The sequence below is a fragment of the Nocardia sp. NPDC050697 genome, from assembly GCF_040654395.1.
Classification (GTDB): domain Bacteria; phylum Actinomycetota; class Actinomycetes; order Mycobacteriales; family Mycobacteriaceae; genus Nocardia.
Genome location: NZ_JBFAHY010000003.1, coordinates 315,706 through 336,650, shown reverse-complemented (window position 1 = coordinate 336,650; position 20,945 = coordinate 315,706). Strand labels below are relative to the sequence as shown.

The window sequence follows — 20,945 nt, the reverse complement described above, 5'->3', positions numbered from 1 at the left end:
CCTGTCGCGGCGGTCGCAGTCAATTTCACCGCGCCGTCCGTACCCCCTGGACGGTTGTCCAGTTGTATGGTTCCCTCGCAGGACAGCGAAGGGAGACGTGGATGTCGGTGGCACGCAGGACCGTTCTGCACGGTGCGGCGGCGCTGCCCGTCGCCGGGCTGGCGGCGGGGGCGCTCACCCGCCCGGCCCCGGCCCGCGCGGAGCCGGGGGGATACCTGGTCGGCGCCGGTATCTCCGATATCACCGGCCCGGCCGCGGAGTGCGGGATGATGGGCTACTCCCAGCAGGAGCAGCAGACCGCGGGCATCCACCTGCGGCCGCGCGCCCGCGCCTTCGCGCTCGCGCACGGCGGGCGCCGGGTGGTCTTCGTGGTGGCCGAGAACGGCATGATCTTCCAGTCCGTGCACCGCGGCGTGCTGACCGAACTCGCCCGCCGCTTCGGCGATCTCTACACCGAGCAGAACGTGGTGCTCACCTCGACGCACTCGCACGCCACCTGCGGCGGCTCCGCGCACGACTACGCCTACAACCTCTCCATCCTCGGCTTCCAGCAGCAGGTGTACGACGCCGAGGTGAACGGCATCGTGGAGGCGATCGCCGCCGCGCACGCCGACCTCGCGCCGGGCACCCTGGAATTCGGCCGCGCCGAGCTGCGCGACGCCAGCGTGAACCGCTCCCGGGTCGCCTTCGAGCGCAACCCCGACGCCGACCGGGCCGCGTTCCCCGACGCCATCGACCCCGCGGTGACCGCGCTCGCGCTGGTGCGCGGCGGCAGGCGGATCGGGGTGATCACCTGGTTCGCCACGCACAACACCTCGATGACCAACAGCAACCGGCTGATCAGCTCGGACAACAAGGGCTACGCCGCCTACACCTTCGAGCACGACCGCAACGGCGTGCGCTACCTGGACGGCGCCCCCGGCTTCGTGGCCGCCTTCGCGCAGACCAATGCCGGTGACATGTCGCCGAACCTGAACCTGCGCCCCGGCTCCGGCCCCACCGAGGACGAGTTCGACAACACCAGGATCCTCGGCGAGCGGCAGTACGCGGCGGCCGAGCGCGCGCTGGCCGCCGCGGCGCCGTTCGGCGGCACCGTCGACGCGCTGCTCTGCTACGTCGATCTCGCCGATACCGGCATCGACGGCCGCTTCACCCCCGACGGCCTGCCGCACCGCACCGCGCCCGCCGCGGTGGGGGTCTCGCTCTTCGCGGGCAGCGTGGAGGACGGGCCCGGGCTGCCCGGCGGGCCGGTGCCGGAGGGGGTGCGCAATCCGCTCGCCGACGCGCTCGGCGGCATCGATACCCCCACCCCGGCCTGGCTGGCGGACGCGCAGGCGCCCAAGCTCATCGCCGCCCCGCTCGGGCTCATGCCGCCGGTGCCGTGGGTGCCGAATGTGCTTCCGGTGCAGATCGTCCGGCTCGGCGAGCTGTACCTGGCGGCGGCGGGCGCGGAGTTCACCATCGTCTCCGGGCTGCGGGTGCGGCGCACGGTGGCGGCGGCGCTCGGCGTCGACCCGGCGCTGGTGCTCATGCAGGGCTACGCCAATGCCTACTCGCAGTACGTGGCGACGCCGGAGGAGTACGACGCGCAGCAGTACGAGGGCGGCTCGACGCTCTTCGGCCGCTACACGCTCTGCGCCTACCAGCAGGAGTTCGACCGGCTGGCGCGGGCGCTCGCCGCCCGGCAGCCGGTCGGGCGCGGCCCGGCCCCGCGCGACGTCTCGAATATCCAGCCCAATCTCCAGGTCGGCGCGGGCCCGGACCCGCTGCCCGCCGGGCAGGGCTTCGGCGACGTGCTCGTGCAGCCCGCCCCGAGTTACCCGGCCGGCGTCGCGGCCGAGGTGGAGTTCGTCTCCGCGCACCCCAAGCACAATCCGCGGCGCAACGGCACCTTCCTCGAGGTGCAGCGGCTGGCGGCGGACGGCTCCTGGCGGCGGGCGGCCAACGAGGGCGAGTGGGAGGTGCGGTTCTACTGGCGGCGCGGGCCGTCCGGCGAGTCGGTCGCGCGGTTCCGCTGGGATATCCCCGCGGGGACGTCGGGCCGGTTCCGCTTCGTGCACTTCGCCGACGCGCTCGGCTCCGACGGGACGATCCGCCCGTTCACCGGCACGAGCACCGAATTCGAGGTCGGCTGAGCGCCTTCGGAGGCACGGCCCGCGACCCCGCCCTACAGCCCCGTCTGGGCGCCCTTGTCGCCGCGCCGCGCGCCGCGCAGCTGGATCAGGTAGATGCCGAGCGCGAGCGCGCCGACCAGCAACCCCATCAGGCAGAGCGGCAGCGCCCCGGCCCAGCGCTCGCCGCCGGACCAGACCACGATCGTCGCGACCAGCCACAGCGCGCTGCCGGCCGCCAGCACCGGGCGGGGGTCGGTCAGCCGCGGCGGGATGGCCGGTACCTGCTGCGTCACGCCTCCACAGTAGCCGTCCGGCGAAAGCGGCATGGGCCCCTGCCGGTCACGTATCGTTCACCACTGTGACAACGCCAACGGACGTCCGCGCCCTGGCCGGCGAGCTCTCGCTGGCGGTGGTCCGGCTGACGCGCCACCTCCGGGGCCGGCGTGCCGACTCGCAGATCTCGCTGACCCAGCTCTCCGCGATCGCCACCCTGCTGCGCGACGGCGCCATGACGCCGGGCGCACTCGCCGCCAGGGAGCGGGTGCAGCCGCCCTCGATGACCAGGGTGATCGCCTCGCTCACCGAGCTCGGGCTGGTCGAGCGGAAGCCGCACCCCACCGACGGCAGGCAGATCATCGTCTCGCTCTCGCCCGCCGGGCAGGCGCTGCTCGCGGACGAGGCCAGCGCCCGCGAGGCGTGGATGACCGAGCAGCTCTCCGGCCTGGACGGCGACGAGATCGACGTGCTGCACCGCGCCGTCGGCATCATGAAGAAGATCGTCGCCGAGAGCGACTAGCGCGCCGCCGCCCCGAACGGCTGGTCGCTGTCCACGATGTCCCGGCCGAGCGGGAACAGTGAGAGCGGGATGAGCTTGAGATTGGCCCAGCCGAACGGGATTCCGATGATCGACAGGAACAGCGGGATGCTGGTCAGCAGGTGGCCGAGCGCCAGCCACCAGCCGGCGACGATGAACCAGATGACATTGCCGATGAGCGAGCCGGCGCCCGCCCCCGGCTTCTCCACCGTGGTGCGCCCGAACGGCCACAGCACGTAGGCGGCGATCCGCAGCGAGGCGACGCCGAACGGAATCGGCACCACCAGGAAGAAGAGCAGGAAGCAGAGCAGCGCCGCGGCCAGGTACCCCAGCGCCAGCCAGAACCCGCTGAACACGAGCCACAGGATATTGAGCACCAGCTGAATCGGCTTCATGGCACCAGGATGCCAGAATCGGACACGGCGGGTCAGAATCCCCAGCCGAGCACGGCGTCCCGCGGCCAGGCGAAGGCCCGCTCCAGCGCGCGCAGCGGCTCCGGCGCGCCGCGCAGCCTGCCCGCGGCCGCGAAGGCGCGGGCCGGATGGGCGCCCAGATAGATCGCGCCGAGTACGTCCAGCCCCATCGACAGCTCCGGTTCGGCCGCCGTCGGCGCGCACTCCGCGCTCCCGTCCCGGATCCGGAGCGCGAAGGTGCCGCCCGCGTCCAGGAAGGGATCATCGACCGCGACAACGGTTTCCAGGTCGGCGTCGTAGCGGCGGGCGGTGAGCGCGGCCGGGATGTCCATGATGCGCAGCCACAGGGTGTCGTAGCCGGCGATGGTGCGCACCTGCCTGGGATCCTCCAGCAGGTGGGGGAGCGGGTCGTCGCCGGGGAGCGCGGCGTCCAGGTCGTGGCTGAGGTCGCGGCCGCAGAGCGCGCGCCAGAGCGCGGCGTTCGCCTCCGGCGTGAGCGCGCGCAGCTCCTTGACCTCGATCGACTGGTCGCCGTGGTGGCGGTAGAGCGCGTAGCCGTCCGGGTGCAGGAAGGCGAAGAGGTCGCCGCCGCCATTGCGCAGCCGGGCCGGGTCGAGGAAGCGCAGCGCCCAGGCGGCGTCCGGCCGCTCCTGGGCCCCGGGGGTCACCCGGCGCCAGCGGTCGTAGATCCGGCGGATCTCGGGCTCCGCCTCCGGCACCGCCACCTGGTACACCCCGCCGGGGTCGGGCGCGGCCGGCAGGAACCGGGCGAAGCGGCGGTCCAGCCGGATCCGGTTCTCCCGCGCCGCGGGGCCGTAGCCGAAGCGGCCGTAGATGCCGCCCTCGCTCGCGGTGAGCACGGCCAGCGGAATGCCATCGGCCGCGAACTGCCGGTGCTGCTCCAGGTAGAGCGCGCGGAGCAGGCCGCGGCGGCGGTGCGGCGCCGCCACCGCGACCCCGGAGATGCCGATGGCGGGCAGCTCCCCGCCGGGCACGGTGACGGTCATCGGGCCTGCCTGCGAATGCCCGACCACCCGGCCCCCTGCCTCGGCGACCAGCGCCAGCTCCACCGGGAAGAGGCTCCAGATGTGCTCCGGCTCCGCCGGGTCGAAGCGGGTGCCGAAGGCGGTTTCGATCAGCAGCCGGATCGCGGCCAGATCGGCTTGCTCCGCCGGGCGGACGCGCGCTGCGGGGTGCGGGGTCATCCCTGGACCCTCGCACGCCCGCCGGGTGCGTCGCATCGGATTTTCGCCCGCCCCGCCGAGCGGGCAGGATGGTGCGGTGGCCGAAGTGATCGACCTCGCGGACCCCGCCGACCCCAGGCTCGACGACTTCCGCGACCTCAAGAACGCCGATCGCCGCCCGGATCTGCCCGGCCGCAAGGGGCTGGTGATCGCGGAGGGCACCGTGGTGGTGCGGCGCATGCTCGGCTCGCGGTTCGCGCCGAGCGCGCTGCTCGGCGTGGCCAGGCGCTTCGAGGAGCTCGCCGGCGACCTGGCCGGGGTCGAGGTGCCCTGCTACCGCACCTCGGCCGAGGTGATGGCGGAGGTGGTGGGGTTCCACCTGAACCGCGGCGTGCTCGCGGTGGCGCGCAGACCCGCCGCGTTCACCATGGCCGAGCTGCTGGACGGCGCGCACACCGTCGCGGTGCTCGAGGGCGTGAACGACCACGAGAACCTGGGCTCGATCTTCCGCAACGCCGCCGGGCTCGGCGCCGACGCAGTGCTCTTCGGCGCGCGCTGCGCCGACCCGCTCTACCGGCGCTCGGTGCGGGTCTCCATGGGGCACGCGCTGCGGGTGCCGTTCGCGCCGGTCCCGGAGTGGCCGCAGGGCCTGGACGAGCTGCGCCGCCGCGGTTTCCAGACCGTCGCGCTCACCCCGGACCCGGCCGCCGCGAACCTGGCCACCGCCATGTCCGGGGAGCGGGTCGCGCTGCTGCTCGGCGCGGAGGGGCCGGGGCTCACGCCGGAGGCCATGGCGGCCTGCGATGTGCGGGCCCGGATTCCCATGTCGGCCGGGACCGACTCGCTGAATGTCGCCACCGCCGCGGCCATGGCCTTCTACGAGCGGGTGCGCACCCGATGATCGAGCCGCCGCCCTACCGCGACCCCACCCCGTGGGCCGCGGGGATCGCCGTCGCCGCCCTGGTCGGCGCGCTCACCGCGGTCGCGGTCTTCGCCTTCGGCGCCGCGCTCGGCGCGGTGCACCCGCTGCTCGCCCTCGCGGTGAACCTGATCGCCGCGGGCGGCGCCGCGCCCACCGCGTGGCGCTGGCGCTTCGCCCCGGTCACCCGGTGGGTACTCGGCGGCGGCGCGGCCGGCGTCGTCATCGGCTGGATCGCCCTGCTCGGCGCGGCGCTGTCGAGCTGACCCGGTCATCGGCGCGGCGGAGCGCTGCGGGAGTCGCGCCGTGCGCGGGGCGCCGCGAGCCGCGGGGGTCGCGCCGCCCGCCGGCCGAATCCCGCGCGGGCGTGTGCCGCCGGTTCAGCCGAGGTGGTGACGGCGCAGCCGGTCGAGCAGGCCGCGCCGCGGGCGGGCCGGGGCCGCGGCGGGCACCGGCGCCTCCCCACGCGGGAAGAGCGTGAACCCGCAGACGGGGATATCCGCCGAGGTCAAGGCCCCTTCCGCGGGCGCGGCGCGGTAGTGGAACCCGAGCCACTCGTTATTGGCGGCATCGGCGAAGTCGGGCGGGTCGAAGGGCAGCGACTGCGGGTCGGGGAGCTCGCCGGCGCGCCAGCGCACCGGGTGCTCACCGGCCCAGTACGGCCGCTCCCAGACCAGCGGCAGCCCCTCGTCCTCCAGGATGTGCAGCCGGCTGGAGCTGAACGAGCGGCGGAACTCGCCGCGCTCCCAGTGCGCGAAGGCGCCCCAGCCGTGCGCGCTGTCGAACGACACCAGGTAGGTGTGCTCCGAGGCGAGCGGCCGCACCAGCAGCTCGGGCAGCGCGGTCGGCCGGATCAGCGCCGCCTGCGCCGCGCAGAGCACGGTGACCCCGGGCAGGCAGCCGATGAAGACCTCGTTCGCCGCGGGCCCCGCCGACCCGGCCATGGTGCCGGCCGGCTGCGGCACCACGTCGAGGTCGGCGTAGAGCAGCCGGGCCAGCGCGAGCGCGGCGGCCCGGTCGGGTTCGTGCCCGGCGCGCAGCACCGCGAGCGGGTCGGGGGTGTCGATGTACCAGAGCGTCGACGCCTTCCCGGACGACGGCGGCTCCAGCGCGGCGGCAGGGCTCGGCTCGACGACCCTCTTCAGCTCGGTCACCCATCGATGGTGGCACGAAACGGACGCCGGAACCCGCGAGCAACTCCGATGCGTACCGAAAGAGTTCCGCCCTGCGCTGCTGGAACGCGCGCGCGGCCGGGCTCAGTGACCCGAGCTGCGCACCCCGAGCAACACGTCCTCCCAGGACGGCATGGGCGCCTTGCCGCGCTTGGTCCTGGCCGGCTTGGCGGGCGGCTTCGGCGCCTGCTTGGCGGCGGGCTCCGACTTCTCCTCCGGCGCAACCGGTTCCGCGGGCTCCCCGGTGACCTCGGGCTCCGCGACGGGCGCGGTGGCGGCCGGTGCCTGACGCCGGGCGGGCGCCCGGCGCCGCGCGGGCTGCCGCGGCTCCTCGGCGGCCGGGGCGGCGACGGTCTCGGCGGGCTCCGGCGCGGGCGCCTCGGCTGTGATCTCCGCCTCCGGCGGGTCGGCGGCGGGCTGCCGCTGCGGCACCGGCTCCTCGACCGGCGCCTCGACCTCGGCGCGCGGCTCGGAGAACTCGGCGTCCCGCGCGGCGGCCGCCTGCTCCTGCCGCGGCTCGGGGACCGGCTGCGGCTCCGGCTCGCTGGGCAGGATGGAGGCCAGCCCGCGCAGCGCGCGACCGAAATCCGGGTCGATGAGGTCGGAGGCCGGGTCGTCCAGCGGCGAGACCGAGCCGCCGTGCGCATCCGGCTGATACCGCCAATGCGCCGCGATCTCGGAGCGGCCGTTCTGCCACTGCAGCTGCGCGACCCAGAAGCCCTTCTCGTCCTTCCAGGCATCCCACTCGGCGTGGTCGAGGGTGTGCCCGCGGGCGGTGAAGGCGGCGGTGACGATGTCGATGAGGTTCTCGACGGCGGGGCCGTCGGCGCGCACCGGGTGCGCCTTCTGCGCGAGCTCGGCGGCCCTGGCGCGCTCCAGCAGCACCGGGTACGCGAAGCGATCGACCTTGCTGGCGGGCATGCCGGATTCCAGGGTGACCTGTTCGACGGAGGCACCGGCGCGGATACGGGCCTGGATATCGCGAGGACGCATGGAAGCTTCCATTTCGATCTCGATCTGGCCGAATCGTGCAAGGTCGCCGCGCGCCGCCGCACGCAGTTTGTCGTCCGCGGGCAGCCGGAATTTCTGACCGGACTCGGTGTCGACGCAGACGATGTGGGTGGAGTCGGGCGTCACCCCGATCACTCGAAGTTCACGCACCGGCTACCTCCTTACCGCGTCGACTCGCGACACCGCCCACTTTCCGAAACAGTAGTGCACTCCCGGTGTTCTCGAGGCCAGACACGCGGGGCGGAAATCGCTACGGAGATTCCCGCCCCCCGATAATCTGCTCTGTTCGCGGTGCTCAGCCGAGCTGCTGAACCACCCAGTCGATGCTCTTCGTGAGCTGGGTGACGTCCTCCGGATCGATGGCCGGGAACATGCCGACACGCAGCTGATTGCGGCCCAGCTTGCGGTACGGCTCGGTGTCGACGATGCCGTTGGCCCGCAGGATCTTCGCGACCTGCGCGGCATCCACCGACTCCGCGAAATCGATGGTGCCGACCACCTGCGAGCGATGCGCGGGATCGGTGACGAACGGGGTCGCGAATTCACTCGACTCGGCCCAGGCATACAGCCGCGACGAGGAATCGAGGGTCCGCTTGACGGCCCAGTCCAGGCCGCCGTTGCCGTTCAGCCATTCGATCTGATCGGCGAAGAGCAGCAGCGTGCCGACCGCGGGGGTGTTGTAGGTCTGGTCCTTGACGCTGTTGTCGATGGCGATCGGCAGCGAGAGGAACTCGGGGGTCCAGCGCCCGCTCTCCTTGATCTCGGAGACCCGCTCCAGCGCCGCCGGGCTCATCAGCGCGACCCACAGCCCGCCGTCCGCGGCGAAGCACTTCTGCGGGGCGAAGTAGTAGACGTCGGCGTCGGCGGTGTTCACCGGGAGCCCGCCCGCGCCCGAGGTGGCGTCGATGGCGACCAGCGCGTGCTCCGAGCCGGCGGGGCGGGTGACCGGGATGGCGACACCGGTCGAGGTCTCGTTGTGCGCCCAGCCGATCAGGTCGGCGGCCGGGTCGGCGGTCGGCTCCGGGGCGCTGCCCGGCTCCGACTTCACCACGATCGGATCGCCGATGAACGGGTTGCCCTTGGCGACAGCCGCGAATTTGCTGGAGAACTCGCCATTGCTCAGGTGCAGCGAGCGCTCGCGGATCAGCCCGAAGGCGGCGGCGTCCCAGAAGGCGGTGGTGCCGCCGTTGCCGAGCACCACCTCGTACCCGTCGGGCAGGGCGAAGAGCTCGCGCAGGCCGGAGCGCACCCGGGCCACCACGTCCTTGACCGGCTTCTGCCGGTGCGAGGTTCCGAATACCGCGCCGCCGACCTCGACCAGGTTGCGCAACTGCTCGGGCCGCACCTTGGACGGGCCGCATCCGAAGCGACCGTCGGCGGGTTTGAGATCGTCGGGAATGGCCGGGAACGCAGAGGTCATGGCCAACAGGGTAGACGGTGGTACCGCTGTGTCCGGGACCACACTCCGGCTAATCTGACCGCCATGACAGCGTGGTCGGCGAATTCGGGGTGGCGGGTGCGCGGGCGGCGAACGGGGGCCTTCGGGCTACCGGTGGGGCCGCTCCCGGAGGCGGCGCGGGCCGAGCTGCACCGCCGCGGCGTGCGCGGCTCGGCGACGGTGCTCGGGGTGCGGCCGCGGCGCGGCGAGCCCGGCCACGTCTTCTGGGTGCGGGTGGCGATCGAGGGGGAGCACCCCTACGAGGTGCGGATTCGCCAGTGGGTGTCCGACACCGACCTGCACTGGATGGGGCCGGGGGATGTGGTGGGCTGCCGGGTCGACCCCGGCGACCGGGAGCGGCTGGTGCTCTTCGTCCCGGACCCGGCCGAATCGGGGCGGGTCGGGCAGGCCAAGATCCTGGCCGACGGCCGCCGCGCGGAGGCGACGGTGCTGGCCGCGGCGCCGGTCGCCGCCGACTACGCGGGCCGGGACGACCCGGTGCTCCGGCTCGACCTGGAGCTCATGGCCTGGGACGAGCCGAAGCCGTGGTGCGTCCGGCTGGTGACGCCGGTGCCGCTGGCCGCGCTCGGCGCGGTCGACCTCGGCGCCCGGCTCCGGGTGGCCTTCTTCGAGGTCGACCGCGGCGACTCGGTCGCGGTGGACTGGACCGCCTCGCTCGACGCGGAGTGATCCGCGCGGTCAGCGGTGCTGGATGGCGCTCCAGCCGGGGACCTCGGCGGGCTGGCGCGGGTTCGGGCCGGTGTAGATGGCGGCCGGGCGCACCAGCTTGCCCAGCTGCTTCTGCTCCAGCACGTGCGCGCACCACCCCGCGGTCCGGCCGCAGGTGAACATGGCGGGCATCATGTGCGCGGGCACCTCGGCGAAGTCCAGGATGACCGCGGCCCAGAACTCGACATTGGTCTCGATGGCGCGGTCGGGGCGGCGCTCGCGCAGCTCGGCCAGCGCGGCCTGCTCCAGCGCGGCCGCCACCTCGTAGCGCGGCGCCGCCAGCCGCTGCGCGGTGGCGCGCAGCACGCGGGCGCGCGGGTCCTCGGCCCGGTACACCCGGTGGCCGAAGCCCATCAGCTTCTCCTTGCGGTCCAGGATGCCCTTGACCAGCGCCCGCGCGTCCCCGGTGCGCTCGACCTCCTCGATCATCGGCAGCACCCGGGCCGGGGCGCCGCCGTGCAGCGGCCCGGACATGGCGCCGATCGCACCGGAGAGCGCGGCGGCCACGTCGGCGCCGGTGGAGGCGATCACCCTGGCGGTGAAGGTGGAGGCGTTCATGCCGTGCTCGGCGGCGGAGACCCAGTAGGCGTCGATCGCCTCGGTGTGCCTCGGGTCCGGGTCGCCCTTCCAGCGGGTCATGAACCGCTCGGTGACGGTGGTGCACTGGTCGATCAGCTTCTGCGGCACCGCGGGCTGGTAGATGCCGCGCGCGGACTGCGCGACGTAGGAGAGCGCCATCACCGAGGCGCGCGCCAGGTTCTCCCGCGCGGTCTCGTCGTCGATGTCGAGCAGCGGCTGATAACCCCAGATCGGGGCGAGCATGGCCAGCCCGGCCTGCACGTCCACCCGGACGTCGCCGGTGTGCACCGGCAGCGGGAAGGGCTCGGCGGGCGGCAGCCCGCGGCCGAACTCGCCGTCCACCAGCAGTGCCCAGACGTCGCCGAAGGTGACCCGGCCGCCGACCAGGTCCTCGATGTCGACGCCGCGGTAGCGCAGCGCGCCGCCGTCCTTGTCCGGTTCCGCGATGTCGGTGGTGAAGGCGACGACGCCTTCCAAGCCACTCACGAAGTCGCTGGGTACCGCGGGGCTGGTAGTCATGGTGTGACTCTCCTTGCACTTCGGGTCGCAGGGCCGGCGCCGGGTGACGCGCCGAGCACAGACGGATCAGCAGCACCTTAGCCCCCGGCTACCCCGGAGTAACGTCTGACCCATGCCCGACCAGCAGAATGTCGACGAACTCGCCGCCATGCGAGTCGAATACGCCGCCTCCCAGGCCGACGGCGCCGGTGACCTGGACGAGACCTGGCTGTCGGAGGGCTGGGCCCCGCTGCTCCGGCGCTGGATCGAGGAGGCCCGCGCGGCCGGCGCGGTCGACCCCAACGCCATGGTGCTCGCCACCGTGCGCGAGGTGGACGGCACGCCGCGCCCGGTCGCCCGCACCGTGCTGTGCAAGGGGCTCTCGCCCGACGGCGTCGACTTCTACACCAACTACGAATCGGCCAAGGGCACCCAGCTCGCCGCGGTCCCGTTCGCGGCGGCGACCTTCCTCTGGCAGCCGGTGTCGCGCCAGGTGCACCTGCGCGGGCCGGTCGAGCGGGTCGCGCCGGAGGTCACCGCGGCGTACTGGCGCTCCCGGCCGCGCGATTCCCGGCTCGGCGCCTGGGCCTCGGCGCAGTCCCGGCCGATCGGCTCGCGGGCCGCGCTGGACGCCGCGCTGGCCGAGGTCACCGCGCGGTTCACCGATGTCGAGGACGTCCCGCTCCCGCCGTTCTGGGGCGGTTTCCGGCTGCGGCCGGAGGAGGTGGAGTTCTGGCAGGGCAGGCGGGGCAGGCTGCACAACCGGATCGTGGTCCGGCTCGGCGCCGAGCCCGAGGTCGCCCGGCTCCAGCCGTAATCGTCCTACCTTTAAGCTCGGCGCGGTGAGACTGCTCGCCGACACCACCCCGCTGCGCACCCCCGCCTACCGGCGGCTCTGGACCTCCAACGTGGTCACCGTGATCGGCGCGCAGCTCTCGGTGGTCGCCGTCCCGCAGCAGATCTTCGAGATCACCGGCAGCTCCGGCTACGTGGGGCTGGCCGGGCTCTTCGGGCTGGTTCCGCTGGTGGTGTTCGGGCTCTGGGGCGGCGCGCTCGCCGATGTCATGGATCGGCGGCTGCTGCTGCTCGTCACCACCGCGGGCACCGGGCTCACCGCGCTCGCCTTCTGGGCGCAGGCCGCCGCCGGGCTCGGCAATGTCTGGGTGGTGCTCGGGCTCTTCGCGGTGCAGCAGGCGTTCTTCGCGGTCAACCAGCCGACCCGCAATGCCGCCATCTCCCGGCTGCTCCCGCCCGAGCAGATGGCCGCGGCCAGCTCGCTGAACATGACCGTCATGCAGACCGGCGCCATCGCCGGGCCGGTGCTGGCGGGCATGTTCATCCCGGTCGTCGGGCTCGCCACGCTCTACCTGGTGGACGCCGTCGCGCTGCTCGCCACGCTCTGGGCGGTCTGGCGGCTGCCCGCCATCCCGCCGACCGGGGCGGTGCGGCGGGCCGGATTCCGCACGGTGTGGGAGGGTTTCGGCTACCTGGCCGGGCAGAAGGTGCTGCTCGCGTCGTTCGTGGTCGACATCATCGCCATGGTCTTCGGGATGCCGCGCGCGCTCTTCCCGCAGATCGCGCACGAGACCTTCGGCGATCCGGCCTCCGGCGGGGTCGCGCTCGGGCTGCTCTTCGCGGCGCTCTCCGCGGGCGCGGTGCTCGGCGGGGTCTTCTCCGGCTGGATCCCGCGGATCCGGCGGCAGGGGCTCGCGGTGCTGATCTGCGTCGCGCTGTGGGGCGTGGCCATGCTCGGCTTCGGGCTGGCCGTCGGGTTCGCCGGGCAGGTGTTCGGGCTGGGCGTCTGGCTCTGGATCGCGCTCGCCTTCCTCGCCTTCGGCGGCGCCGCCGACATGGTCTCCGCGGCGCTGCGCACGGCGATGTTGCTGACCGTCGCCACCGACGAGATGCGCGGGCGGCTGCAGGGGGTGTTCATCGTGGTCGTGGCCGGTGGGCCGCGGATCGGTGACGTTGCCCACGGTTTCGCCGCGGCCTCCCTGGGTACCGCTGTGGCCGCGGCGGGCGGCGGTGTTCTGGTGGTGCTGGGGACGGTGCTCGCCGCGGTCGCCTTCCCGGCATTTCTCCGCTACCGGATCACCCGGTCCGCGCAGGTACCCGCCGCGGGCTGAGCCCGGCAACCCTCACGTGACGATGCGCGGATTGTGAGGTCGGGGGCCCGGGCACCCTCGTGCGCCGTGGTCGGCGGAGTGCGACTAGCGTCTAGGGGAAGCGCACCGACGTGCCGAGGCGCATGTCGATGCCGACGGTCCTAGCCTGAGAGGGATCCTGCCGTGCCCGTTGAGAACAACTCCAAGGTCGACAACGACGCCAAGCCGGTACTCGAGTACCCCGGCGGTCAGTTCCCCATGACGGTCACCCCGGCCGCCGAGGGCAACGACGGCATCGATCTGGGAAAGCTGCTGGCCAGCACCGGGTATGTCACCTACGACCCCGGTTTCATGAACACCGCGCCCACCAAGTCGGCGATCACCTACATCGACGGCGCGGAGGGCATCCTGCGCTACCGCGGGTACCCGATCGAGCAGCTGGCCGAGACCTCGACCTTCATCGAGGTCAGCTACCTGCTCATCTACGGTGAGCTGCCGACGCAGGCCCAGCTGGACGACTTCACCGACAAGATCCGCAGGCACACCCTGCTGCACGAGGATCTCAAGCGCTTCTTCGACGGCTTCCCGCGCAACGCGCACCCGATGCCGGTGCTCTCCTCGGCGGTCAACGCGCTCTCCGCGTACTACCAGGACTCGCTCGACCCGCGCGATCCCGAGCAGGTCGAGCTCTCCACCATCCGGCTGCTGGCCAAGCTGCCCACCATCGCCGCGTACTCGTACAAGAAGTCCGTGGGCCAGCCGTTCCTCTACCCGGACAACTCGCTCTCGCTGGTCGAGAACTTCCTCCGGATGACCTTCGGCTTCCCGGCCGAGCCGTACCAGGTCGACCCCGAGGTCGCCGCCGCGCTGGACATGCTGCTCATCCTGCACGCCGACCACGAGCAGAACTGCTCCACCTCGACGGTGCGGCTGGTCGGCTCCTCCGACGCCAACCTCTTCACCTCGGTCTCCGGTGGCATCAACGCGCTCTGGGGCCCGCTGCACGGCGGCGCCAACCAGGCCGTGCTGGAGATGCTGGACGGCATCAAGCAGTCCGGCGGCGACGTCAACGAGTTCATCCGCAAGGTCAAGAACAAGGAAGACGGGGTGAAGCTCATGGGCTTCGGGCACCGCGTCTACCGCAACTACGACCCGCGCGCCGCGCTCGCCAAGAAGCACGCCGACCGCATCCTGAGCAAGATCGGCGGCGGCGACGAGCTCTTCGACATCGCGCAGGCCCTGGAGGAGGCGGCGCTCACCGACGACTACTTCGTCGAGCGCAAGCTGTACCCGAACGTCGACTTCTACACCGGCGTCGTCTACAAGGCCATGGGCTTCCCGACCCGCATGTTCACCGTGCTCTTCGCCATGGGCAGGCTGCCCGGCTGGATCGCGCACTGGCGCGAGATGCACAGCGAGCCGCTGAAGATCGGCCGTCCGCGGCAGATCTACACCGGGTACGGCGCCCGCGACTACAACGACATCACCACCCGCTGACAACTATCGAAGGGGATAGCGAATGACCAAGCCGGAGATCGAATTCCAGGCCGGCCCTGCGCCCACCGAGCTCGTGATCAAGGACATCATCGAGGGCTCCGGGCAGGAAGCGGTGCCCGGTGGGACCGTGGAAGTGCACTACGTCGGCGTCGAGTTCGATTCCGGCGAGGAGTTCGACTCCTCGTGGACCCGCGGCGAGTCGATCACCTTCCCGCTGCGCGGGCTGATCCAGGGGTGGCAGGACGGGATTCCCGGCATGAAGGTGGGTGGGCGGCGGCAGCTCACGATTCCGCCGGAGCTGGCGTATGGGCCCGCCGGGGGTGGGCATCAGCTGTCCGGCAAGACGCTGGTCTTCGTCATCGACCTGCTGAACGCCAACTGATCTCTCGCCACATGGCCCGCCACTGACGTGGCGGGCCATGTGCCGTTCCAAGGGGTTTGCACCCCCTCCGGGGGTGCGCCCCCTCGACGGCGGGCTGATGCCAGATTCGGCGCCCTCGCCGGGGGTGCGTCCGCTGACGGCGGGCTGAGGGGGCGCACCCCCGGAGGGGGTGCATTCCCCCTTTTTACCCGCCGGACTCGGGGTCAGTCGCGGACTACCTCGACGGGGTCGGTGAGGGCTAGGGCGATGGCGGACTGCTGGGCGGCGGGGCGGGGTGGGAGGGCGGAGACGGCGGCGTCGGTTTGGGTGTTGAGGTTGCCGACGACGGTGCGGAGCTGGGTGATGCCCGCGGTGAGCTGGGCGATGGCGTCGAGGAGCTGGGCACCGCCCTGTTCGGCGAGGCGGGGAAGGTCCTTGGCGAGTTCGGCGCCCTGGCCGAGCTGGGCGCTGGCGTCTCGGAGGCGGGCGACGACGGTGCGGAGTAGCGTGCCGAGGTCTGTCTCGGGGTCGACGGCGCCGCCGACCAGCTCACCGAGGCCGGTGAGCTGGGTCCCGGCCTGGGCGGCGATCCCGCGCAACCCCTCCAGCTTGCCGATGATCTCCGCCAGCGCCGGATCGTCCGCGAAGGGCAGTGCCCGCAGCAGCGGCAACACCTGGTCGAGCCCGGTGCCGACGGTGGTGGCGGTCCCCTCCACCTGCGCGATGGTGACCCCGGTGGTGTCCAGCGCACCGGCGAGCTGATCCGCCTGCGCCGCCGCCCCGTCCACCGTCTCGTTCAGCAGCTCGACGGCCGAGGTGAGCGACGCCGCACCGGTTTTCGCGAAATCCAGGAACCCGAGCAGCTGCTCCGCACCCCCGCTGAACTGCTCGGCACCGGTCGCCGCCGCATCCACCCCGGCATTGAGCAGCTGCGCCGTGAACTGCACCCCGGTCATCCGGCTGCGCGCATTCGCGGTGGCGGCCAGCGCCGCGTCCACCCCCGCCGCGCCGATCCGATGCGTCACCAGATCGACCGCCCCGTCCACGAAGGCACCGTCGGCGTCCGGGTGCGACCGCACGTTCACCGTGGCCCGATGCGGCCGATCGGAGGCCAGCGTGCCCATCGCCTCGGTGAGATCGGCGGGCAGCGTCACCACCGCGGCGAAGTCGCCCGCGTCCACCTCACCGGGCGCGACAGCGGTCCAGCTGTACCCGCCCCCGTCCTGGGTCAGCTGCTGCGCGATCTTCGCCCCGGTCGGCCCGGTATCGGCATTGACCAGCGCGATCCCGGTCGGCGCGGAATCCGGACCGGCGCAGGCGACGGCGCCCGTCAGCAGAACACCGGTGAGCAGCAGGGGGAGCCGGAGAATCTTCACGGACCCCGACCGTAGCCACCGAATCTGGCTGTACCGCAGCAGAACTCTGAGAGTTCAGTGAGGTTCGCGCGGCGGCAGATCCAGCACCAGCCGCACCCCGCCGAGCACGCCGTCGTCGAAATACGCCCGCCCCCGGTGCAATCGGGCCTGCTGCGCCACCAGCGCCAGCCCGAGCCCTGACCCGCCCTTGCCCGCCGCGCTGCCCCGGAAGAACCGGGCGAACACCCGCTCGCGCTCCGCCTCCGGCAGCCCGCTGCCATTGTCGTCGACGGTCAGCACGATGTGCCCGTCCGCCCGCCGGTGCGCCGCGACCAGCGCCTCGGAGGCGCCGCCGTGCCGCACCGAGTTGGCCAGCGCGTTGTCCACCGCCAGCCGGAGCCCGGCGGGCAGCCCGGTGGTGACCAGCTCGGCGTCGGTCTCGATCCGCACCTTCAGCCCGGGGAAGTGCCGCATGGCGTCGTGCGCGGCCTGGTCGCAGAGCTCGGCGACGTCGGTGGCCACGTGGTCGCGGTCCTGCACCAGGTCGCCGGTGGCCAGCCGCTCCAGCGCGGCCAGCGTGGTCTCCACCCGGGTCTGGCCGCGCTGCAGGTCGGCCAGGATCTCGGCGCGCTGCGCGTCGTCCAGGTCGAGGGTGCGCAGCACCTCCAGGTCGGTGCGCATGGCGGTGAGCGGGGTGCGCAGCTCGTGCGCGGCCACGGCGGCGAAATCGCGCGCCGTCTCCAGCGCGGCGGCGGTCTCGGCCTGGGCCCGATCCACCCGCTCCAGCATGGTGTTCACCGCGTCGGCGAGCCGCTCCGCCTCGTGCACCCCGCCCGCGGCCACCGGGTGCGCGGCATCCGGGTCCCCGAACGCGCTGCGCGCGCTGACCTGCCTGGTGAGCCGGGTGATCGGCCGCACGGCGGCCCCGGCGAGCAGCCAGCCGAGCGCCGCCGCGGCGGCGATGGCGAGCAGGGCGCCGCCGAGCACCCAGCGCTGCTGCTGCGCGGTGAGTTCGGCGGCGTCGGCGGCCGGGATGCCGATCGCCACCACCCGGCCGTCGGGCTGATTCGCCGAGGTGGTGAGCACCCGGTAGGGCACCCCGCCGACCTCCTCGGTGCGCGAGCCGAGCGGGAGCTCCGGCAGTTGCGGCGGGCTGGCCGCGGTGACGGTGCCGCCGTCCCGCACGGTCACCGAGAGATCGGCGCCGAGCCCGATCAGCCCGAGGAAGTTCACCGCGACCACCGGCTCGATCAGGATGATGCGGGAGGCGATGCCGAGCTGCTGGTCGATCTGCTGCAGATTGTTGCGCTCGATGGCGCGCAGGCTGATCAGGCTGATCAGCGTCACCACCACGATCGCCCCCGCGGCGGCCGAGCCCGCGACCCGGGTGCGGAGCGAGAAGGAGCGTTTCACCGGGGTGGGCGCAGCACGAAGCCGACGCCGCGAATGGTGTGCAGCAGCCGCGGGGTGCCGTCCGCCTCCAGCTTGCGGCGCAGGTAGCCGACGAAGACATCGACCACATTGGTGTCGGCCACGAAGTCGTAGCCCCAGACCAGCTCCAGCAGCCGCTCCCGGCTCAGCACCACGCCGGTATTCCTGGCCAGCGTGGAGAGCAGCTCGAATTCCCGCTTGGTGAGCTCGATCTCGGTGCCGTGCAGCAGCGCGCGGTAGCCGGCGACATCCACCTCCAGCGGGCCGATGGTGATCGCGCCCGGCGCGGAGGGGACCACCGGGTCGGTGCGGCGGCGCAGCAGCGCCCGGATCCGGGCCACCAGCTCGGCCAGCACGAACGGCTTGACCAGGTAGTCGTCGGCGCCGGATTCCAGCCCGGAGATCCGGTCGTCCACCGAGGCGCGGGCGCTGAGCACGCAGATCGGCACCTCGTTGCCCATGGCGCGCAGCGCCGTCACCACGCCCGCGCCGTCCAGCACCGGCATGTTCATATCCAGCACGATGGCGTCCGGGGTGTGCTCGCTGACGCTGCGCAGCGCGAGCGCGCCGTCCCTGGCCACCAGGACTTGGAAGCCGGAGAGGCGCAGGCCGCGCTCCACCGAGGCGAGCACATCCTCGTCGTCGTCCACAACGAGCACAGTCGGTGAACTCATACGGTCATTCTCCACGGACACCAGAACGGCCGGGTCCCGCGGGACCCGGCCGTCGCTGTGCATCAGTACTTCGAGCAGGTGTCGGCCACGCGCTGCAGGACGCCGGCCAGCTGCTGGGTGCGCGGGTCGTTCTGGGCCTCCTGCGCGGCCTCCGGGTTCTCCTGGATGGCCCGCTCGAGCTGGGCGCGGCGCTGGTCGACCGGGACGTCGAAGCGCTTGGCCAGCTCGGCCTTCTGCTCCGGGTAGGAGTCGACCAGGGCGGCGAGCTGCGGCGCCTCGACGTGCAGCGCGGCGTCCACCTGGGCGAAGCTGCAGTCGGAGCGCAGCAGCGGCTCGGCCAGCTGATCCAGCGGGGCGGCCGAGGCGGCGCCCGACGAGAGCAGCACGCCGACGGCGGCGATACCGCTCGCGGCGAGGGAGGCGACGACGGGGCGACTGCGGAAGGACGTCATGTGTAGCTCCAGATCATCGGGGGTGCGCCGCCCTCGCGGGCGGCGATCACCCGAAGGGTATTGCCGTGAACTGGCATGCCCATGAAGCGTCTCTGTGGAAACTGTGAGGACGAATCGTCGCGAGATCGTAAAGCGGCGCTACTCGCCCGCGGGCCGGTTCAGCCGCACCCGGTCCTCGAAGGCGGTGAGCACCGCCGGATCCTCGATGGTGGCGGGCACCTCGACGTCCTCACCGGCGGTGATCTGCCGGATCGTGCGCCGCAGGATCTTCCCGGACCTGGTCTTGGGCAGCGCCGTCACCACCACCACGTCGTGCAGCGCGGCGATCGCCCCGATCTGCTCGCGCACCCGGGCGATCAGCTCCGCCCGCAGCTCCTCCGGCTCCACCTCGACCCCGGCCTTGAGCACCACGTAGGCCAGCGGCCGGTGCCCCTTGAGCTCGTCCGGCACCCCGACCACCGCGCACTCCGCCACCGCCGCGTGCCCGGCCACCGCGGCCTCGATACTGCCCGCGGAGAGCCGGTGCCCGGCCATATTGATGACGTCGTCGCTGCGCCCGAGCACGAACAGGTAGCCGTCCTCGTCGAAGTAGCCGGAGTCGCCGGTCAGGTAGTGCCCGGGGAAGGCGGCGGTGTAGCTGCGGTCGAAGCGGTCGTCGTCGTTCCACAGCCCGGTCAGCGTGCCGGGCGGCAGCGGGAGCCCGATGACGATATTGCCCTCGGTGCCCGCGGGCACCGGATTGCCCTCGGCGTCGAGCACCCGGATCCGGAAGCCGGGCACCGGCACGCTGGCCGACCCGGGCTTGATCGGCAGCTGCTGCAGCCCGAGCGGGTTGGCGCAGATCGGCCACCCGGTCTCGGTCTGCCACCAGTGGTCGACCACCGGGCACTCGGGGCGCGCGGCGAGCAGCACGTCGGCGGCCCACTCGTAGGTGGCCGGGTCCAGCCGCTCGCCGGCGCAGAAGAGCGCGCGCAGCCCGGAGAGGTCCGAGCGGTGCGCCAGCGCGGCCTCCGGGTCGGCGCGGCGGATGGCGCGCAGCGCGGTCGGCGCGGTGAACAGCACCCGCACGTTCTGCTCCTGCACGATCCGCCAGAACACCCCGGCGTCCGGGGTGCCGACCGGCTTTCCCTCGTACATCAGCGTGGTCGCGCCGACCAGCAGCGGCGCATAGACGATATAGGAGTGGCCGACAACCCAGCCCACGTCGGAGGCGGCCCACATGACCTGTCCGGGGCCTACGTCATAGATATTGCGCATGGACCAGGTGAGCGCGACGGCGTGCCCGCCGTTGTCCCGCACCACGCCCTTCGGCTTGCCGGTGGTGCCCGAGGTGTAGAGGACATAGAGCGGATCGCTCGCCGCCACCGGCACCGGATCGGCCGCGGGGGCGTCGCGCACGGTCTCCACCCAGTCCAGCCAGCGCCCGCCGGACTCGGCGAAGTCTCGGGCCGGGCCCCACTGCGGCCGCTGCTTGACGATCACCGTCGCGGTCGATCCGGCCAGCTCCAGCGCCTGCTCGACGATCGGCAGGTAGTCGATGTTCCGGCTCGGCTCCAGGCCGCCGGAGGCGGTGAGGACGAGCACCGGCTCGGCATCGGAGATCCGGGCCGCCAGCTCGGGCGCCGCGAAGCCGCCGAACACCACCGAGTGCACCGCGCCGATCCGGGCGCAGGCCAGCATGGCGACCACGGCCTCCGGGATCATCGGCAGATAGATCACGACACGATCGCCCGCCCGCACCCCGAGCCGGGCCATGGCGCCGGCGAAGCGCGCCACCCGGTCCAGCAGCTCGGTGAAGGTGAGCGTGCGGTTCACCAGCTCGCCGGGCTTGGTCATCGAGGACACGTGAATCAAGGCGGGTAGATCGCCGCGGCCGGCCGCGATGTGCCGGTCCAGCGCGTTCACCGAGGTGTTCAGGGTGGCGTCCGGGAACCATTCGGCGACCGGCTTGTGCGCGGGCTCGACGATCTTGCCGGGCGGGACCTCCCACTCGACATGCTCGGCGGCCGCCGCCCAGAACTCCGCGGGATCCACCAGGCTGGTCTGGTAGACCGGCCGATATTCGTGTTCGGTGCTCACCGGTGCTCCCTCGTTCGCCTGTCCTGCGATGTCTACTCGGTGACCTTCCGCTCGGCTGCACCCGCCTCGATAGATCAGCACGATTGTGGCAGACTTCACGCGACGCCCGGACGGGTGCCG

The 20,945-nt window shown here is 72.7% G+C and carries 21 protein-coding genes; 9 read left to right on the top strand and 12 right to left on the bottom strand.

Translation table 11 applies throughout. The annotated features are described in order from the left end of the window. Window positions 1-101: 101 nt before the first annotated feature. A complete protein-coding gene (locus AB0H71_RS13080) occupies window positions 102-2,135 on the top strand; it encodes a neutral/alkaline ceramidase (RefSeq protein WP_357019112.1) in 2,034 nt (677 codons plus the stop codon). 32 nt (window positions 2,136-2,167) lie between these two features. Here AB0H71_RS13080 and AB0H71_RS13075 read toward each other — a convergent pair whose 3' ends face one another. After that, window positions 2,168-2,407: a DUF2530 domain-containing protein gene (locus AB0H71_RS13075; RefSeq protein WP_357019109.1), complete on the bottom strand. Its 240-nt coding sequence runs from the start codon at window positions 2,405-2,407 to the stop codon at window positions 2,168-2,170. 65 nt (window positions 2,408-2,472) lie between these two features. On the opposite strand from AB0H71_RS13075, the gene AB0H71_RS13070 reads away from it, so the two are divergent. Beyond that, window positions 2,473-2,910: a MarR family transcriptional regulator gene (locus tag AB0H71_RS13070; protein WP_357019106.1), complete on the top strand. Its 438-nt coding sequence runs from the start codon at window positions 2,473-2,475 to the stop codon at window positions 2,908-2,910. Here AB0H71_RS13070 and AB0H71_RS13065 read toward each other — a convergent pair. Together AB0H71_RS13065 and AB0H71_RS13060 are read right to left on the bottom strand one after the other, a co-directional pair. Beyond that, window positions 2,907-3,323, bottom strand: coding sequence for a YccF domain-containing protein (locus tag AB0H71_RS13065; protein ID WP_357019103.1), 417 nt, complete (start codon window positions 3,321-3,323; stop codon window positions 2,907-2,909). The two genes, AB0H71_RS13070 and AB0H71_RS13065, sit on opposite strands and share 4 nt — an antisense overlap. Before the next feature lie 32 nt (window positions 3,324-3,355). Next, a complete protein-coding gene (locus AB0H71_RS13060; RefSeq protein WP_357019100.1) occupies window positions 3,356-4,546 on the bottom strand; it encodes a GNAT family N-acetyltransferase in 1,191 nt (396 codons plus the stop codon). Between the two features lie 76 nt (window positions 4,547-4,622). Between AB0H71_RS13060 and AB0H71_RS13055 the strand changes: the two genes are divergently transcribed. Both AB0H71_RS13055 and AB0H71_RS13050 read left to right on the top strand, forming a co-directional pair. Continuing rightward, window positions 4,623-5,426: an RNA methyltransferase gene (locus AB0H71_RS13055; protein ID WP_357019097.1), complete on the top strand. Its 804-nt coding sequence runs from the start codon at window positions 4,623-4,625 to the stop codon at window positions 5,424-5,426. Beyond that, window positions 5,423-5,710, top strand: coding sequence for a DUF2537 domain-containing protein (locus AB0H71_RS13050; RefSeq protein ID WP_357019094.1), 288 nt, complete (start codon window positions 5,423-5,425; stop codon window positions 5,708-5,710). The genes AB0H71_RS13055 and AB0H71_RS13050 overlap by 4 nt, the downstream gene beginning before the upstream one ends. A gap of 114 nt (window positions 5,711-5,824) precedes the next feature. Here the strand turns inward: AB0H71_RS13050 and AB0H71_RS13045 are convergent, their stop codons facing one another. The 3 genes from AB0H71_RS13045 to serC all read right to left on the bottom strand — a co-directional run bounded on the left by AB0H71_RS13045 (window position 5,825) and on the right by serC (window position 9,047). Next, window positions 5,825-6,598 (bottom strand): hypothetical protein, encoded by a 774-nt coding sequence (locus AB0H71_RS13045; RefSeq protein ID WP_357019091.1) that lies wholly within the window; start codon window positions 6,596-6,598, stop codon window positions 5,825-5,827. A gap of 102 nt (window positions 6,599-6,700) precedes the next feature. Beyond that, entirely contained in the window at window positions 6,701-7,777 is a 1,077-nt protein-coding gene (gene sepH, locus AB0H71_RS13040; protein ID WP_357019088.1) for a septation protein SepH, read from the bottom strand. Between the two features lie 145 nt (window positions 7,778-7,922). Further along, window positions 7,923-9,047, bottom strand: a complete 1,125-nt coding sequence (gene serC / locus AB0H71_RS13035) for a phosphoserine transaminase (RefSeq protein WP_357019085.1) — start codon at window positions 9,045-9,047, stop codon at window positions 7,923-7,925. 63 nt (window positions 9,048-9,110) lie between these two features. Between serC and AB0H71_RS13030 the strand changes: the two genes are divergently transcribed. Then, window positions 9,111-9,755, top strand: coding sequence for a hypothetical protein (locus AB0H71_RS13030; protein WP_357019082.1), 645 nt, complete (start codon window positions 9,111-9,113; stop codon window positions 9,753-9,755). Between the two features lie 9 nt (window positions 9,756-9,764). Here AB0H71_RS13030 and AB0H71_RS13025 read toward each other — a convergent pair whose 3' ends face one another. After that, window positions 9,765-10,892: a citrate synthase 2 gene (locus AB0H71_RS13025; protein ID WP_357019079.1), complete on the bottom strand. Its 1,128-nt coding sequence runs from the start codon at window positions 10,890-10,892 to the stop codon at window positions 9,765-9,767. Window positions 10,893-11,004: 112 nt separating this feature from the next. Here AB0H71_RS13025 and pdxH point away from each other — a divergent pair, with 112 nt between their 5' ends. From pdxH to AB0H71_RS13005, 4 genes are all read left to right on the top strand, one after another. Beyond that, window positions 11,005-11,688 carry a pyridoxamine 5'-phosphate oxidase gene (gene pdxH, locus AB0H71_RS13020; RefSeq protein WP_357019076.1) on the top strand — a complete coding sequence of 228 codons (684 nt, stop codon included), beginning with the start codon at window positions 11,005-11,007 and terminating at the stop codon, window positions 11,686-11,688. A gap of 25 nt (window positions 11,689-11,713) precedes the next feature. Beyond that, the gene (locus AB0H71_RS13015) at window positions 11,714-12,997 is read left to right on the top strand and encodes an MFS transporter (protein ID WP_357019073.1); all 1,284 of its coding nucleotides are present in this window, start codon (window positions 11,714-11,716) and stop codon (window positions 12,995-12,997) included. Between the two features lie 162 nt (window positions 12,998-13,159). Further along, window positions 13,160-14,473, top strand: coding sequence for a citrate synthase (locus AB0H71_RS13010; RefSeq protein ID WP_357019070.1), 1,314 nt, complete (start codon window positions 13,160-13,162; stop codon window positions 14,471-14,473). Between the two features lie 22 nt (window positions 14,474-14,495). Further along, window positions 14,496-14,855: an FKBP-type peptidyl-prolyl cis-trans isomerase gene (locus tag AB0H71_RS13005; protein WP_357019067.1), complete on the top strand. Its 360-nt coding sequence runs from the start codon at window positions 14,496-14,498 to the stop codon at window positions 14,853-14,855. A 203-nt stretch (window positions 14,856-15,058) separates the two neighbouring features. Here the strand turns inward: AB0H71_RS13005 and AB0H71_RS13000 are convergent, their stop codons facing one another. The 5 genes from AB0H71_RS13000 to AB0H71_RS12980 form a co-directional block, all read right to left on the bottom strand. Then, window positions 15,059-16,210, bottom strand: a complete 1,152-nt coding sequence (locus AB0H71_RS13000) for a hypothetical protein (RefSeq protein WP_357019065.1) — start codon at window positions 16,208-16,210, stop codon at window positions 15,059-15,061. A 54-nt stretch (window positions 16,211-16,264) separates the two neighbouring features. Beyond that, complete coding sequence (locus AB0H71_RS12995) at window positions 16,265-17,602, bottom strand: HAMP domain-containing sensor histidine kinase (protein WP_357019062.1); 1,338 nt, start codon at window positions 17,600-17,602, stop codon at window positions 16,265-16,267. After that, window positions 17,599-18,294 carry a response regulator transcription factor gene (locus AB0H71_RS12990; RefSeq protein WP_357019059.1) on the bottom strand — a complete coding sequence of 232 codons (696 nt, stop codon included), beginning with the start codon at window positions 18,292-18,294 and terminating at the stop codon, window positions 17,599-17,601. The genes AB0H71_RS12995 and AB0H71_RS12990 overlap by 4 nt, the downstream gene beginning before the upstream one ends. Window positions 18,295-18,356: 62 nt before the next feature. After that, on the bottom strand, window positions 18,357-18,746 hold the full coding sequence (locus tag AB0H71_RS12985; RefSeq protein ID WP_357019056.1) for a hemophore-related protein: 390 nt from the start codon (window positions 18,744-18,746) through the stop codon (window positions 18,357-18,359). Between the two features lie 138 nt (window positions 18,747-18,884). Continuing rightward, window positions 18,885-20,825: an AMP-binding protein gene (locus AB0H71_RS12980; RefSeq protein ID WP_357019053.1), complete on the bottom strand. Its 1,941-nt coding sequence runs from the start codon at window positions 20,823-20,825 to the stop codon at window positions 18,885-18,887. Window positions 20,826-20,945 lie beyond the last annotated feature (120 nt).

Excerpts from the sequence above, each read along its gene's own strand:
- AB0H71_RS13025 (WP_357019079.1), bottom strand. The coding sequence starts at position 10,892 with ATGACTACCAGCCCCGCGGTACCCAGCGACTTCGTGAGTGGCTTGGAA.
- pdxH (WP_357019076.1), top strand. The coding sequence starts at position 11,005 with ATGCCCGACCAGCAGAATGTCGACGAACTCGCCGCCATGCGAGTCGAA.
- AB0H71_RS13050 (WP_357019094.1), top strand. The coding sequence starts at position 5,423 with ATGATCGAGCCGCCGCCCTACCGCGACCCCACCCCGTGGGCCGCGGGG.
- AB0H71_RS13080 (WP_357019112.1), top strand. The coding sequence starts at position 102 with ATGTCGGTGGCACGCAGGACCGTTCTGCACGGTGCGGCGGCGCTGCCC.
- AB0H71_RS13030 (WP_357019082.1), top strand. The coding sequence starts at position 9,111 with ATGACAGCGTGGTCGGCGAATTCGGGGTGGCGGGTGCGCGGGCGGCGA.
- AB0H71_RS13065 (WP_357019103.1), bottom strand. The coding sequence starts at position 3,323 with ATGAAGCCGATTCAGCTGGTGCTCAATATCCTGTGGCTCGTGTTCAGC.
- serC (WP_357019085.1), bottom strand. The coding sequence starts at position 9,047 with ATGACCTCTGCGTTCCCGGCCATTCCCGACGATCTCAAACCCGCCGAC.
- AB0H71_RS12985 (WP_357019056.1), bottom strand. The coding sequence starts at position 18,746 with ATGACGTCCTTCCGCAGTCGCCCCGTCGTCGCCTCCCTCGCCGCGAGC.
- AB0H71_RS13060 (WP_357019100.1), bottom strand. The coding sequence starts at position 4,546 with ATGACCCCGCACCCCGCAGCGCGCGTCCGCCCGGCGGAGCAAGCCGAT.
- AB0H71_RS12990 (WP_357019059.1), bottom strand. The coding sequence starts at position 18,294 with ATGAGTTCACCGACTGTGCTCGTTGTGGACGACGACGAGGATGTGCTC.
- AB0H71_RS13005 (WP_357019067.1), top strand. The coding sequence starts at position 14,496 with ATGACCAAGCCGGAGATCGAATTCCAGGCCGGCCCTGCGCCCACCGAG.